The 13732-nt window shown below is 72.2% G+C and carries 11 protein-coding genes; 7 read left to right on the forward strand and 4 right to left on the reverse strand.

Translation table 11 applies throughout. The features are described 5' to 3' along the window. The first annotated feature begins 188 nt into the window (after positions 1 to 188). The 4 genes from HW837_RS14000 (at position 189) to HW837_RS14015 (ending at position 3890) form a co-directional block, all read left to right on the forward strand. Positions 189 to 710 (forward strand): pyridoxamine 5'-phosphate oxidase family protein, encoded by a 522-nt coding sequence (locus HW837_RS14000; RefSeq protein ID WP_237270162.1) that lies wholly within the window; start codon positions 189 to 191, stop codon positions 708 to 710. A gap of 52 nt (positions 711 to 762) precedes the next feature. Beyond that, on the forward strand, positions 763 to 1200 hold the full coding sequence (locus HW837_RS14005; RefSeq protein ID WP_045560208.1) for an iron chaperone: 438 nt from the start codon (positions 763 to 765) through the stop codon (positions 1198 to 1200). Between the two features lie 189 nt (positions 1201 to 1389). Next, complete coding sequence (locus HW837_RS14010) at positions 1390 to 3414, forward strand: SGNH/GDSL hydrolase family protein (RefSeq protein WP_045560207.1); 2025 nt, start codon at positions 1390 to 1392, stop codon at positions 3412 to 3414. Between the two features lie 119 nt (positions 3415 to 3533). After that, positions 3534 to 3890: a VOC family protein gene (locus HW837_RS14015; RefSeq protein ID WP_045560206.1), complete on the forward strand. Its 357-nt coding sequence runs from the start codon at positions 3534 to 3536 to the stop codon at positions 3888 to 3890. Between the two features lie 4 nt (positions 3891 to 3894). Here HW837_RS14015 and HW837_RS14020 read toward each other — a convergent pair whose 3' ends face one another. Next, positions 3895 to 5382: a long-chain-fatty-acid--CoA ligase gene (locus HW837_RS14020; RefSeq protein ID WP_193379633.1), complete on the reverse strand. Its 1488-nt coding sequence runs from the start codon at positions 5380 to 5382 to the stop codon at positions 3895 to 3897. Positions 5383 to 5533: 151 nt separating this feature from the next. Between HW837_RS14020 and HW837_RS14025 the strand changes: the two genes are divergently transcribed. The 3 genes from HW837_RS14025 to HW837_RS14035 all read left to right on the forward strand — a co-directional run bounded on the left by HW837_RS14025 (position 5534) and on the right by HW837_RS14035 (position 10515). Continuing rightward, the gene (locus HW837_RS14025; protein ID WP_196788872.1) at positions 5534 to 6733 is read left to right on the forward strand and encodes a PucR family transcriptional regulator; all 1200 of its coding nucleotides are present in this window, start codon (positions 5534 to 5536) and stop codon (positions 6731 to 6733) included. 99 nt (positions 6734 to 6832) lie between these two features. After that, the gene (locus tag HW837_RS14030; RefSeq protein ID WP_193379632.1) at positions 6833 to 9049 is read left to right on the forward strand and encodes a SpoIIE family protein phosphatase; all 2217 of its coding nucleotides are present in this window, start codon (positions 6833 to 6835) and stop codon (positions 9047 to 9049) included. 107 nt (positions 9050 to 9156) lie between these two features. After that, positions 9157 to 10515: an MFS transporter gene (locus HW837_RS14035; protein ID WP_193379631.1), complete on the forward strand. Its 1359-nt coding sequence runs from the start codon at positions 9157 to 9159 to the stop codon at positions 10513 to 10515. Between the two features lie 107 nt (positions 10516 to 10622). Here HW837_RS14035 and HW837_RS14040 read toward each other — a convergent pair whose 3' ends face one another. The 3 genes from HW837_RS14040 to HW837_RS14050 are packed head-to-tail and all read right to left on the reverse strand — an operon-like array spanning position 10623 to position 13547. Continuing rightward, a complete protein-coding gene (locus HW837_RS14040) occupies positions 10623 to 11246 on the reverse strand; it encodes a TetR/AcrR family transcriptional regulator (protein WP_193379630.1) in 624 nt (207 codons plus the stop codon). Beyond that, on the reverse strand, positions 11239 to 12072 hold the full coding sequence (locus tag HW837_RS14045) for a fatty acid desaturase family protein (protein ID WP_193379629.1): 834 nt from the start codon (positions 12070 to 12072) through the stop codon (positions 11239 to 11241). Before HW837_RS14045 ends, HW837_RS14040 begins: the two co-directional genes overlap by 8 nt. Further along, the gene (locus HW837_RS14050) at positions 12069 to 13547 is read right to left on the reverse strand and encodes a phytoene desaturase family protein (RefSeq protein ID WP_196788873.1); all 1479 of its coding nucleotides are present in this window, start codon (positions 13545 to 13547) and stop codon (positions 12069 to 12071) included. Before HW837_RS14050 ends, HW837_RS14045 begins: the two co-directional genes overlap by 4 nt. Positions 13548 to 13732 lie beyond the last annotated feature (185 nt).

Consider the following 13732-nt stretch of genomic DNA (forward strand, 5'->3'; position numbering starts at 1 on the left):
TCTCCGTGGCTTCTCGGTGGTGGATTCCGTGCTCACCACGGAGGCGGGCCGTGGCCCCGTCGGGGGAGGCTGTGACCACGGCGAACGCACCCGGCGGACACACCACCGGACGGGGCACGACCCCGGCCCCGCCCACCCGACGACCATGCGCCCCAGCAACCCAGCGACCCAGCAACCCAGGAGTGACCATGACCGGCTCGTCCACCGCCCAGCCCACTGCCGAGACAGCCGTCCACTCCGCTGCCGAGGCCGCCACCGAGGCCCCGGGTCCCCGTCCCCGCGCGGTGCGTCTCCGCGACACGCAGCACCGGCTCGCCCATGACGCCGACGTCTGGGTGGCCAGCGCCTCGGTGGACGGTGCGGCATATCTCGTTCCGCTGTCCTTCGAGTGGGACGGCGAGACGTTGTTGCTGGCGACGCCGGGCGACAGCCCGACGGGCAGGAACCTGGCCGCGACGCGGGCCACCCGGCTCGGACTGGGCCCCACCCGCGACGTGTCCATGATCGAGGGCGACGTGGAGGTGCTCCCGGTCGACGCGTTGCCGGCGGAGCGGGCGGACCGTTTCGCCGCGCGGACCGGCTTCGACCCCCGGGTCTCGGCGACGTACTACCACTGGTTCCTGGTCACCCCGACCCGGGTGCAGGCCTGGCGTGAGGCGAACGAGCTGACGGGACGTGAGCTGATGCGCGCGGGCCGCTGGCTCGCCTGACCCGCGTCGACCGGATCGACCCATCATCACTGTGCGAGGAAGGACAACTGCCATGACGAACACGTTCGAGGGATTCACGGCCGAGGAGCGCGAGGCCATGAAGGAGCACGCGCGGGATCTGAAGACGTCCGCCCGTCGCGGGGCGCGTGCCACCGAGGCGGACGCGGAGAGCGATGTGCTCGCGAAGATCGCCGCGATGGAGGACGCGGACCGCGTGATCGCCGAGCGGCTGCACCGGATCGTCGCCGAGGCCGCGCCCGGCCTGTCGCCGAAGCTCTGGTACGGCATGCCCGCGTACGCCAGGAACGGCAAGGTCGTCTGCTTCTTCCAGAGCGCGCAGAAGTTCCGGACCAGGTACGCCACCCTCGGCTTCAGCGACCAGGCGCACCTCGACGAAGGCACCCTGTGGCCGACCACGTACGCCCTGACGGAGCTGACGGCCGAGACGGAGGCGCGGATCGGCGAACTCGTCCGGAGGGCGGCGGGCTGAGATGACGGCGGGCTGAAAGGGTGGCGGCCGGGGAGGCGGCGGCTGAGAGGTGCCGGGCCTCCCCCCTGCCCCTCACACACAAAGAGGCCAACTTCCTTCACAGCAAGGCACCTTGACCCCGGTCCCGCTCACTGGTTCCGTGGGAAGGCTGCTCATGGGAGCGCTCCCAACCGGTGAGAAAGGATCCCCATGCTGACCTTCCCCCACAGGTCCGGCAGAGGCGGCGTGGCCGCCGTCCTCACAGCGGTACTCCTCGCCTGTCTGCTGTCGCTGGTCGGCGCCACCCGGGCGCAGGCCGCGCCGGGTGACGGCTCGGTCTCCGACCCGAACATCGTGTACGTCGGCCGCTGGGACACCGGTTCCGGTACGACGGCCGTCGCGAACTGGACCGGCGCGTACGTGCGGACGTCCTTCACCGGCACCACGGTGAAGGTGCGCGCCAGGGACGCGGTCAACTTCTACGTCAGCGTCGACGGCGGCCCCGACGTCTTCCACGCCGGCGTGCGCGGCACGGTGAACCTCACGCCGCGCCCCCTGGCGCCCGGCACGCACTCCCTGCGGATCGCCTACCGGTCCGGCGACACGGTCTTCCAGGGCCTGGTCCTGGACCCCGGCGCCCGTACGGTCGCGCCGGGCGCGTCACCGGGGCTGATCGAGTTCGTCGGGGACTCCATCACCGCCGGGGCGCTCACCGACCGGCTGGCGCTGGACTCGTACGCGTGGAAGACGGGCGAGCGGCTGGGCATGCGGCACACACGGATCGCGCGTGCCGGGTACTGCCTCGTCGCCCGGTCCGGCTGCACGGGTCTGAGCGGGCAGTTCTTCAAGGTCGGCAGTACGGGTGGCGCGGACTGGGACTTCTCCCGCTACCGGGCGAACGCGGTCGTCATCAACCTGGGCACCAACGACATCGGGCACGGGGTGACCGGCGCCGAGTTCCAGGCGGCGTACACCGCCCTGCTGCGCGATGTCCGGGCCAAGTACCCGGACGCGTTCCTGTTCGCCGTGCAGACCCTGAAGAAGCGGTACGTCACCGAGACCAGGGCGGCCGTCGCCGCGCGCGGCGACGCCGGGGACGGCAGGGTGCGCTACGTCGACACGACGGGCTGGCTCACCGACGGCGCCGACTACGAGGACGGCAACGGCCATCCCAACGAGGCGGGGCACACCAAGTTCGCGGACCGGCTGGCGCCGATCGTCGGCGGCGCGCTGAACGGCACGACGACCGCGACCGCCACCACCCGGACCGCCGCGTCCGCCACCGCCCGGGCCGCCGCGCCCGGCCAGCCCGGCGACCCGAACATCAAGTTCGTCGGACGCTGGGACACCACGAGTTCGGCCACCGCGTACACGCCCTACTGGGCGGGTGCCTACTACCGCGTCGGCTTCACCGGGCGGACCGTCCAGCTCAAGCAGCGGGGCACGATCGACTTCTGGGCGCGGATCGACGACGGGCCCGTGAAGTTCTACGACGACGTGAAGGGGACGGTGAACCTGACACCGGCCGCGCTGTCGGCCAGCCGCCACACCCTCCAGGTCAACTACCAGGTGGTGGCGGGCTCCTACCGCGGTGACGCCGTCTTCCAGGGGCTCGTCCTGGACAGCGGCGCGACGACCTTCGCCCCGGCGGCGCCGGCCCGGACGGTCGAGTTCGTCGGCGACTCGATCACCGTGGGCACGACGACGTCGCAGAACGCCCGTACCGCGTACGGCTGGCTGATCGGGGAGCGGCTGGGCACCGAGCACACCCAGATCGCCCAGGGCGGTGCCTGTCTGGTGGCCGCGGCGGACGGGTGCGTGGGGCTGGAGCGGCAGTACGGCAAGCTCAACCCCAACGCGGCGACGCCCGACTGGGACTTCGGGCGCTACCGGGCGGACGCCGTCGTCATCAACCTGGGCACCAACGACGTGGGCCACGGCGTGAGTTCGGCGCAGTTCCAGACCGCCTACGCCAGTCTGCTGCGCAAGGTCCGCGCCGCGCACCCCGGGGCCTGGATCTTCGCGTTGGAGACCTTCCGGGGACGGTTCGTCCCGCAGACCGAGGCGGCCGTGCAGGGGGCGATCGCGGGCGGGGACTCCCGGGTGTCGTTCGTCGACACCACGGGCTGGCTGGGCTCCGGCGACCTCACGGACTCCGTCCACCCCAACGACCGGGGGCACCGCGCCGTCGCCGACCGCCTCGCCCCGGTCATCGCCGCCCGGATCGGAGGCTGACGCACATCCTGTGAGGGTACGGGAGCCGCTCGGTGCGCCGCCGTCCGGGCCACCGGGCGGCGGGCCCGCGACATGATCGCATCCGCCCCGGGGCAGCCGGTGGCCCCTACGATGGCAGCATGGCCGTCGTCCTCTTCGCAGGTATCCCGGTGAACGACTACACAGCGGCGCTCTCCTGGTACGAGCGCCTGCTGGGCTCCCCGCCGACGTTCTTCCCGAACGACACGGAGGCCGTGTGGGAGCTGGCGGAGCACCGCTATGTCTATATCGAGCACCGGCCCGGACGGGCCGGCCACGCGCTGCACACCGTCTTCGTCGACGACCTCGACGCCCGGATCGCCGGGATCACCAACCGGGGTCTGGAGCCCAGCAGCCGCGAGACCTACGCCAACGGCGTACGCAAGGTCACGTACCACGACCCGGACGGCAACGAGATCGGGCTCGGCGGCGGCCCGCTCGGCGGCGGACCGCTCTGAGCCGTCATCCCGCCGGGGCGGTGATCTCCCGCTTGAGGATCTTGCCGCTGGGGCCCGTCGGCAGGCTGTCCATGAGCCACACCTCGCGCGGGTACTTGTACGCGGCGACCCGGTCCTTGACGAACTCCCGCAGCTCGTCGGGGGTGGCGTGGGCGCCGGGCCGCAGGACGACCGCCGCCGCGATCTCCTCGCCCAGGCGGGCGTGCGGCACCCCGACCACGGCGGCCAGGGCGACGGCGGGGTGCTCGTGCAGGGCCTCCTCGATCTCGCGCGGGTAGACGTTGTAGCCGCCGCGGATGATCATGTCCTTCTTGCGGTCGACGATGTAGAGGTAGCCGTCCTCGTCCTGGCGCGCGAGGTCGCCGCTGCGCAGCCAGCCGTCCGGGATCGCGGCCGCCGTCTCCTCGGGCCGGTTCCAGTACCCCTTCATCACGTTCGGCCCCCGCACCGCGAGTTCGCCGACCTCGCCGGGCGCGACGTCCTGGCCCTTGTCGTCGAGCAGACGCACCTCCACGTCCTGGATCGGGGTGCCGATGGAGCCCGCCTTGCGGGGGCGGTCGGGGTGGTTGAACGTGACCACCGGGCTGGTCTCGGACATGCCGAAGCCCTCCAGCACCGCGCAGCCGAAGCGCCGTTCGAAGCCGTGCAGGACCTCCACCGGCAGCGAGGCCCCGCCGGACACGCACATCCGCAGCGTCGACACGTCCGCCCCCGCCGGATGCTGGAGCAGCGCCGCGTACATCGTCGGAACGCCCTCGAAGACCGTGGCCCCGTCGCGGGCGATGGCGTCCAGCACGGCCTGCGGCTCGAAGCGGGGGATCAGGGTGAGCGAGGCACCGGCGCGCACGGCCACGCTCATGGTGCAGATCTGGCCGAAGATGTGGAACAGCGGCAGACAGCCGACCACCACGTCCTCGGGTGTCATCCGCTGGACGTGGACCGTGTTGACCTCGGTGTTGTGCCGCAGTCCGCCGTGGGTGAGCGTGGCGCCCTTGGGGCGGCCGGTGGTGCCGGAGGTGTAGAGCAGCACGGCCACGTCGTCGTCCGCCGTCTCCGCCACGCCGGGCAGCGGCTCGTGTCCGGCCAGCGCCTCCGCGAAGGCCGCGGGCTCGACGGCCTTGTGCCGCACACCGGCTGCGGCCGCGCCCTGCGCGCCCTCGCCGGGTGCCTGGTGCCATTCGAACAGCAGCACCGCCCCGGAGTCGGCCAGGTGGTACTCGGTCTCCCGGGTCTTCAGCAGCGGGTTCATGGGGACGACGACGCCTCCGGCACGCAGCACGCCGTAGTACAGGACGACGAACTCGGGCACGTTCGGCAGCATCAGGGCGACCCGGTCCCCCGGCCGTACGCCCTCGGCCCTCAGCAGCGCGGCGGCGCGGGCGCTGCGCTCGTCCAGCTCCGCGTAGCCGGTCACCCGGTCCCCCAGCCGCAGCGCGGGACGCCCCGGCTGTCGCTGTGCCGTCTCCACCAGGTACTCCGCCAGATTGGCCATGACCCGTCCTCCACGAAAGTCGCCGTCGAAATCCGCTGTTCACCTGCACGACATCGTGCTGCCGCACATGGCGGCGGCCTATGGGCGGTACGACAGCGCACGCCCGACACGGTTGTCCTGATGCACAAAACAGGGGCGTTAAGCTGCGGTGATGGACATCTCGGACGTGGCCGCGGCGCTGCATTCCAGGCTGCCGGAACTGGGCGAGCGGATCGCGGGGCGCATCCGGTCGGACGTCGACGCCTACGACGACGAGTCGCTGATCCCCTTCGACTCGCTGCGCCGTTCGTGCACGGCCAACGCGGACCTGATCCTCAACCATCTGCGCGCGGGTGCCACCGCGGACCCGAGCCCGGCCCGGGAGACGGGGCGCGTCCGCGCCGAGCAGGGCGTGCCGCTGGCGGACACGCTGCACGCGTACCGGGTCGGCTTCGAGCTGCTGTGGACGGAGATCGTGGCGGAGGCGCGTACGCATCCGGAGGTGCCCGACGACCAGTTGGTGGCGAAGTCCGCGGAGATCTGGGCGCTGTTCGGCCTGTACGCGGAGGCGGTCGCGGCGGCGTACCGGGAGACGGCGGCCGAGTTGACCTCGCGGGGGCAGGCCCGGCGGTCGGCGCTGGTGGAGGCACTGTTCACGGGTGTGATCGCCGACCGGACGACGCTGTGGGAGGCCGCCCGTGAGCTGGGGCTGCCCGAGCGGGGGCCGTACGCGGTCGCCGCGGCGGCGGCCGGGGCTCCCGGGGAGGAGCCGCTGGCGGGGGTGGAGACCGGGCTGCGTCAGGCACAACTCCCTTCTGCGTGGCGGTTGTTGCCCGACCAGCAGATCGGGCTGATCGCCCTGCCGACGACCGCGGCCGAGGACGCCTGCCTCGGTGTCCTGCGGCGGACCCGGGCACGCGTGGGGATCAGCCCGAGCTTCGACTCGCTGCGCGACACGCCGCAGGCGCTGCGGTTCGCCCGGCTGGCGCTGGCCGGGCTGCGGGGCGACGGCCCAGGCGTGGCGCGCTTCGACGACGACCCGCTGGCCATGGTGGTCGCCGCCGCGCCGGCCGAGGCGGCGCATCTGGTGGGGGTGGTCCTGCGGCCCGTGCTCGACCTTCCGGTCGTGGAGCGTGCGCGTCTGCTGCGGACCCTGGAGCACTGGTTCGCCGCGGCGGGCTCGGCCACCGCCGCGGCCCGGAGCCTGTTCGTCCACCCCAACACCGTCCGCTACCGGCTGCGCCGCATCGAGGAGCTCACGGCCCGCTCCCTCTCCGACCCCCGAGCGGTGGCCCACATCGGCACGGCCCTCCTGGCCGCCCGCACTCCCGGCACCGCCCACACGCAGCACCCAACGACCGAGGAGAGCTGAACGCGGGGCGGGACGGCGCGGTGGGGGGTGACACGGATGTCGCGCGGTACCCCGCCCGCTGGTCGCCCCATCCGTATGCCGCCTCCGCACCGTGGGCGTATGGTCCGCATATGGGTGGCGTTCGGCGGATGTCCGCTCGCCCCGTCGTCGTGGTCCGGGGCGGGTGAGGACGTGTCTGGTGGCGGCTCCGTCGGGCCCGAGCTGCTGGCGTCCGCACTGACCGAGGTCGCCAGGGAGAGCGGTACCTCGGTGACGGCGGCGTATCTGCTGCTGCCGGACGAGCCCGTCCTTCAGTTGGCCGTGCTGGGCGGGGTCCCCTGGGAGATCTCCATGCCCTGGGCGCGGGTGGCGCTGAAGGCCCCCTCCCCGGTGTCCGAGGCCGTACGGGAGCGGCGGCTGGTGTGGGTGAGCGGCCAGGAGGAGATGGCGCGCCACTACCCACGGATGGCGCTGATCGTGCCGTACCGCTTCACCCTCGCCGCCGCCCCCATCACCACGGGCACGGACGTCTGGGGCGGTCTGGTGCTGCTATGGCCGGCCTCGCACCCGCCCCGGCCGAGCCCCCGGGAGCGGGAGGACATCACCGGCGCCTGTCATCGGCTGGGCCTGCTCCTGCGGAAGGCGGCGGACAGCGGCCACCCGGTCAGGCCCGCCGCCGAGCCGTTGATGCTGCCCCCGCTGCGGCGCAGGCTCGCGGGACCGGCCGAGGCGCAGGCCGCGGTCGACTTCGCCGAGCGCCTCCCCGGCGGCTCCTGCTCGCTGGACGTGGACGGGCGGATCACCTTCCTCAGCACCGAGGCCGCCGAGCTGCTCGGCGCCGACATCCCCGAGCTGCTCGGCGCCAAGCCGTGGGAGGCGCTGCGCTGGCTGGCCGACCCGACCGCCGAGGACAGCTACCGGGCGGCCATGCTCAGCCGCGAGACGGTGTCGTTCATCGCCCTGCGCCCGCCGGACCGGTGGCTCTCCTTCCACCTGGTCCCGGACGCCTCCGGCATCAGCGTGCGCATCGCGCCCACCCACTCGGCACACACGCATGCCGCCGTCTCCTCCCCCGCAGGGCCGGGTCCGCCCGAGCCGCCCGCCACGGGACGGGCCACGAACCTGTACCACCTGATGCACCTGGCCGCGACGCTCACCGAGGCCGTGGGCGTGCGCGACGTGGTCGAACAGGTCGCCGACCAGGTCCTGCCGGCGTCCGGCGCGGCCGCCCTGGCCCTGATGACGGCGGAGGACGGCCGACTGCGGATCACCGGCTACCGCGGCTACACCGCCGAGCTGATGGAACGCTTCGACGTCGTCCCGCTCACCTCGGACACCCCCGCCGTGCACACCCTCACCACGGGCGTCCCCGCCTTCTTCGCCACGTTCGAGGAGCTGAAGCGGGCCCATCCGCCGGCCGTCCTCCAGGACGCGATGGGCGCCTGGGCCTTCCTGCCGCTGATCACTTCGGGGCGCCCGGTCGGCTCCCTCGTGCTGGCCTACGAACAGCCCCATCCGTTCCCGCCGGAGGAGCGCGCCGTCCTCACCTCCACCGCCGGGCTGATCGCCCAGGCCCTGGACCGGGCGCGGCTGTACGACACCAAGCACCAGCTCGCCCACAACCTCCAGGCCGGGCTGCTGCCGCACACCCTGCCCCGGGTCGCCGGGCTGGACGTGGCCGCGCGCTATCTGCCGGCCACCCGCGGCATGGACGTCGGGGGCGACTTCTACGACCTCATCCAGCTGGGGCCCACCACGGCCGCCGCGGCCATCGGGGACGTGCAGGGGCACAACGTCAACGCCGCCGCCCTGATGGGGCAGGTCCGCACCGCCGTCCACGCGACCGCCGGCGCGGCCCCCGACGAGGTGCTCACCCGGACCAACCGGCTCCTGACCGACCTCGACCCCGACCTGTTCACCAGCTGCCTCTACGTCCATCTCGACCTGGCGGCGCACACCGCCTGCCTGGCCGTGGCCGGCCACCCGCCCCCGCTGCTGCGCCACCCGGGCGGCCGCACCGAACCCCTTCTCCTGCCCCCGGGCCTCCTCCTCGGCATCGACTCCGAAGCCGACTACGCGTCCACGGAGATCCCGCTGCCGCCCGGTTCCGTCCTGGCCCTCTACACGGACGGGCTCGTCGAGGCCCCCGGCATCGACATCGAGGACGCGGTCGACGATCTGGCCCGCGCCCTCGCGCGCTCCGATCCGTCCGGCCCGCACGCCATGGACGCCGTGGCCGACTCCCTGGTCCAGCACTCCCGTCGCTCCGCGCCGCGCAGCGACGACATGGCGTTGCTCCTCATCCACCCCACCCCATCACCCAGTTCACATACGTGATCGACGGATCAACCCATTGACCCGGAGGCGTGCCCTCCGTAAGGTTCCGGCCATTCCTACGTACGTGACGGCGGTTCAGATACATGAACAGCCGGAGGGAGACAACGATGTCAGACGTCCTCATACCCGATGCCGAACGGCGTGCGGTCGGTAAATTCCTGCGCCGCATGCTGCCGATCCTCGTCCTCATGCTGCTGATCAACCAGATGGACCGGACCAACGTCGGCTTCGTCCAGGACGAGTTGCGTGCCGACGTCGGGGTGAGCGCCACCGCGTACGGGCTCGGCGCGGGGCTGTTCTTCATCGGGTACGCCCTCTTCGAGGTGCCGAGCAACATGCTCCTGGAGCGGTTCGGCGCCCGGGTCTGGCTGACCCGCATCATGATCACCTGGGGTCTGGTGATCGTGGCGATGTGCTTCATCCACAACGTATGGATGTTCTACGGGCTGCGCTTCCTGCTCGGTGTCGCGGAGGCGGGGTTCTTCCCCGGTGTACTGCTCTACTTCACCCAGTGGCTGCCGGACTCCAGCCGCGGCCGGGCGAGCGCGATCTTCCTGGGCGGATCGGCCACCGCGTACATCGTGACCGGGCCGATCACGGGCGCGCTGCTGGAACTGCACGGGGTCGGCGGATTCGCCGGCTGGCGCTGGATGTTCGCGCTCGAAGGACTGCTGTCGATCGTCGTCGGCTTCGTCGCCGGTTACTTCCTCGTCTCCCGCATCCAGGACGCCCCGTGGCTGACGGCGGAGGAGAAGGACGCGCTGAGCTCCGCCGTGGCGCGGGACGAGGAGGCGCGCAGCCGGGCTCCGAGGGTGTCGCGGCTCAAGCTGCTGATCCACCCTCAGGTGGCGCTGCTGACCTCGGTGTTCTTCGCGATGGCCCTCACCGGGTACGCGATCACCTTCTGGCTGCCGAGTCTGGTCGAGGAGATCGGCGGGCTGTCGCCGTTCCAGGTCGGTCTGCTGTCGGCGATCCCCTGGATCTGCGCGGTGATCGCCATGTACTCGATGAGCCGGTTCACCGACCGTGCCCCCGACCGCCGGCCCTTCCTCGCCGTCGCCCTGACCCTGTCCGCGACCGGGACCTTCCTGGCCACGCTGGGCTCGCCCTGGTTCGGCCTTGCGGCCATCACGCTCGCCGCGGTGGGCGGCAAGTGCGCGGCCACCCTGTTCTGGCCGATGGCGCAGTCGGGACTCGACCTGAAGATCGCGGCACCGGGGCTCGCGGTCGTCAACTCCATAGGAAACCTGGGCGGTTTCGTCTCGCCCACGCTCTTCGGCTACCTCAAGGACACCACCGGCACGACGAACGGGGGCCTGTACACACTGTCGGCGGCCTCGCTCCTCGCGGTGCTCGGGGTGGCGCTGATCCGCAGGAACGGCGGGAGCGCGGGCTCGGGGTCGGGGTCGGACGCCGGTGAATCCGCCCTGGCGAAGGGGCGGTTGGCGACGGGCGAGGCCCGGTAGGGATCCGGACGGCGCACCGGCAGCGCACCCGGCTGCCCCCTGGTCGGTCGCGCGAGTCCCCCGCGCCCTCCCCCGACCGGTGACACGATTCAGGGGGCCCTCTTCGCTCATCTCACCCTGCGGACCTGTCGCTTCACACGGGGCACCCGGTCGAAGATCGCGGCGAGGCGGGCCCCCTGGGCGAACAGGGTCTCCGGCCGGGAGCGGTCGCCGTCGAGGTGGGTGAGGGTCTCCATGCCGAGGTAGAAGGCCACCGCCGCCCCGGCCAGGACCCGCACCCGGACCACGGACGCCAGGGGTTTGCCGCGCAGGAGGACCGTGAGCTGTTCCTCGGCCAGGTCCTCCCATTTCGTTGTCTCCAGGGCCAGTTGGGCGGCCAGCCGCGTTCCCGGCCGTGCCCCGGCGTACAGCTCCTGGACGGCGGCGATGTGCCCGGTGCGGCTGTCCTCGTCGTACAGCTCGCGCAGCCGCGCGATCATGGGCACGGCCCGGTCGAGGCCGGACAGTTCGGCGCGGTAGCGGTCGATTCGGGCTCCGCTGGTCCGTTCCAGCGCCGCCACCAACAGGTCGTCCAGATCGGCGAAGTGGTAGTAGATGACACCGGGCGCGAAGCCGCCGACCTGGGCGATGGCCCGTGCGGTGGTCCCGCCGTAGCCGTTGCCGACGAGGCACGCCAGGGCGGCTTCCAGGACACGGTCACGGGTCGAGCGAGCGTCCCGGTGCTCAGACAACGCGCACCGGCCGTACCCCGTGCGCGGCGAAGTGGCCTTCGAGTCTGCGGGCCAGCTCCGGCAGCCGGTGGCTGGGCACCCCCGGGTACAGGTGGTGCTCCAAGTGGTACGTCAGTTCCAGGAAGACGGCGGGGATGATCCTCCCGCGCAGGGTGCGGGTCTGCGTCAACGGGGTGTCTCCGTAGTCGTGGTGCGGCAGATACACCGTCAGGAGCGGGTACACCCAGCTGCCGACGATCGCCATCACCGTATAGACCAGCAGTCCCGGCGTGTACGGCAGGAGCAGCACGCCCCCGGTGAGCGCGGCGAACGGGGCCACCGCCTCCACAAGCAGCCAGCGCCGGTCGCGGCCCCGCCGGTAGGACCAGAGCCAGAGCCGTACGAGGAAGACGGGGCCGTAGCAGACCGCGCCGAGGAGGGACAGTTCGGCGGGGTGGCCCTCCGGGTCGTCGGGGTGCGGGAAGAGACGGTGGTGCTGGGTGTGCGTGGCCCGGTAGGCGTGCCCGCTCTCCAGCAGGGCCAGCCCCATCGCGAACAGCGCCCAGTCGGTGGCTCGCGGGGACAGCCCGATCGTGCGGTGCACCACGTCATGGGTGACGGTCACGACGGCGACGAAGATCCCGAACACGATCAGCGGTGTCAGCCACCACCAGCCGAGCCACACCGCGCCCGTGAACAGCAGCACCCCGACGCCCGGACGGACCAGCGCGACGATCCGCTGGCGACGGGTGGTGACGAGCAGATCGTCGCCGAGCTCGGCGAGGGTGGGCAGGCCCGGGACCGGGCCGTGCGAACCGGTCGTGCCGGGGTCGTCCGATGCGTTCATCCGGTGCGTCTCCTCTCCCTCAGCAGTCCTTCGGCGACGATGCGGCTGCCCAGTACACAGGCGACCGTGCCGAGGCCCGGCCATGTCGTGTCGCCGGCCAGCCACAGGCCGGGGCCGCCGAGGTCGTGCGGTACGGCGTGCTGGTTGGTGTTGGCGAGGCGCTGGCGCACACCGCCGACGGCTCCCTCCGGGCGGAAGCCGAACCGTTCGTAGCTGCGGGGCGTTCCCGTCTCGGCGAACACGGCCCGCTCCCCGAGCCGCGGGTACGCCCGCCGGGCGAGGGCGAGGAGTCGTTCCCCGGCCTCCTTCTTGCGTTGCCCGTACTCCGCCGCGTCGAGGCCGCGCCAGTCGGCGAGGTCGGTGTGGGTCGAGAGCATCACGGCCCGATGGCCGGACGGCGCGCTGAGGGTGTCGCCGGGCGCGGAGACGGAGACGAACATGTTGTTGCCGTCGCCCAGGGGACGGTCGTAGGAGTGCAACAGTTGATGATGCGTCAACTCCTGTTCCACGACCTCCGATTCGGGGACGCCGAGAAAGGCGACGACCGCGCCGCCGACGGCGTCCGCGTCGCGCTCCAGATAGGCGCGCAGCCTGCGGGCCACGGGCAGTCCCGCGCAGATGGTCGCGGTGGTGGCCACCGGGACCGCGCACACGATCCGCCGGGCGCGGAACGCTCCTTGACGGGCCGTCACCTCGTATGCGCCGGGCGTGCCCCGGACCCGGGAGACGCGGCAGGCGGTGCGGAGCGTGCCGCCCAGTTCTCGGTACCGGGCGACCAGCACACGCCAGAAGCCGTGCATGCCGCCGTGGTGTCTGCTGAGGCCCGCGCCCCGGATGGTCACCCCGAGCGCCGCGTTGATGAGGGGCGCGTCGTCGACCCCCGTGTGGACGGTGTCCTCGACCAGCATGGCGAGCAGTCCGACCAGCGCGGGGTCCCCGCGCAGACCGTGGTCGCGCAGCGCGTCACCCAGGGTCCGGTTCAGATGGCGGGCGTACGGAAGCCCCGACCGGCCCACCGCCCGTAGGTCGTGGAGGGCGTCGGCGGGACCACGGATCGGCAGCCGTACGCCTGCCCGGCTGGCCCGCCAGAAGGTGTCGGCGAGCCGGTCGAGCAGCTCCCAGAACGCGCGGTGCCGATCGCTGTCACCGAGTCGGCGCAGCCGTTCGGCGTGCCAGGCGGCCCGGTCGCGATGGAGCACGACCTGACGGTCCGGCAGATGAGCACGGTAGCCCGGGAGTTCCTCGGCGAGCAGCGGTGGAATTCCGACCGTGGTGAGGAGTTCGCCGCCGACACCTCCGGGACCGAAGTCGACGAGCGTGGTCGCGCCGACGTCGAAGGAGAATCCGCGTTTGCGGTAGTAGCCGGCGCAGCCGCCCGCGTGACCGTGCGCCTCCAGCACGATCGTGGAGAGGCCCGCCCGTTGCAGGCGCAGCGCGGTGGCCATGCCGGCCATACCGCCGCCGATCACCACCACCTCAGTGCACCCGTCGCCCCAACCGGGCTTCGCCCGGGACCCGTTCTGAACAATCGTTCTGAACATCCGTTCAGAGTGGGACAGTTCATGCTCCGCGTCAATGGTTCGGGCATGTGCGAAGAGACTCGTGGGAACCGCTCACGCCGGGATTGCGTACCTCTGTACGATCACCGGTCACACACGGG

This window comes from Streptomyces caniscabiei, from assembly GCF_014930365.1.
In the GTDB taxonomy this organism is placed as follows: Bacteria; Actinomycetota; Actinomycetes; order Streptomycetales; family Streptomycetaceae; genus Streptomyces; species Streptomyces caniscabiei.

What these genes read in the sequence shown, in the direction of transcription:
- HW837_RS14000 (WP_237270162.1), top strand. Translation starts at nt 189, where the DNA reads ATGACCGGCTCGTCCACCGCCCAGCCCACTGCCGAGACAGCCGTCCAC.
- HW837_RS14005 (WP_045560208.1), top strand. Translation starts at nt 763, where the DNA reads ATGACGAACACGTTCGAGGGATTCACGGCCGAGGAGCGCGAGGCCATG.
- HW837_RS14010 (WP_045560207.1), top strand. Translation starts at nt 1,390, where the DNA reads ATGCTGACCTTCCCCCACAGGTCCGGCAGAGGCGGCGTGGCCGCCGTC.
- HW837_RS14015 (WP_045560206.1), top strand. Translation starts at nt 3,534, where the DNA reads ATGGCCGTCGTCCTCTTCGCAGGTATCCCGGTGAACGACTACACAGCG.
- HW837_RS14020 (WP_193379633.1), bottom strand. Translation starts at nt 5,382, where the DNA reads ATGGCCAATCTGGCGGAGTACCTGGTGGAGACGGCACAGCGACAGCCG.
- HW837_RS14025 (WP_196788872.1), top strand. Translation starts at nt 5,534, where the DNA reads ATGGACATCTCGGACGTGGCCGCGGCGCTGCATTCCAGGCTGCCGGAA.
- HW837_RS14030 (WP_193379632.1), top strand. Translation starts at nt 6,833, where the DNA reads ATGGTCCGCATATGGGTGGCGTTCGGCGGATGTCCGCTCGCCCCGTCG.
- HW837_RS14035 (WP_193379631.1), top strand. Translation starts at nt 9,157, where the DNA reads ATGTCAGACGTCCTCATACCCGATGCCGAACGGCGTGCGGTCGGTAAA.
- HW837_RS14045 (WP_193379629.1), bottom strand. Translation starts at nt 12,072, where the DNA reads ATGAACGCATCGGACGACCCCGGCACGACCGGTTCGCACGGCCCGGTC.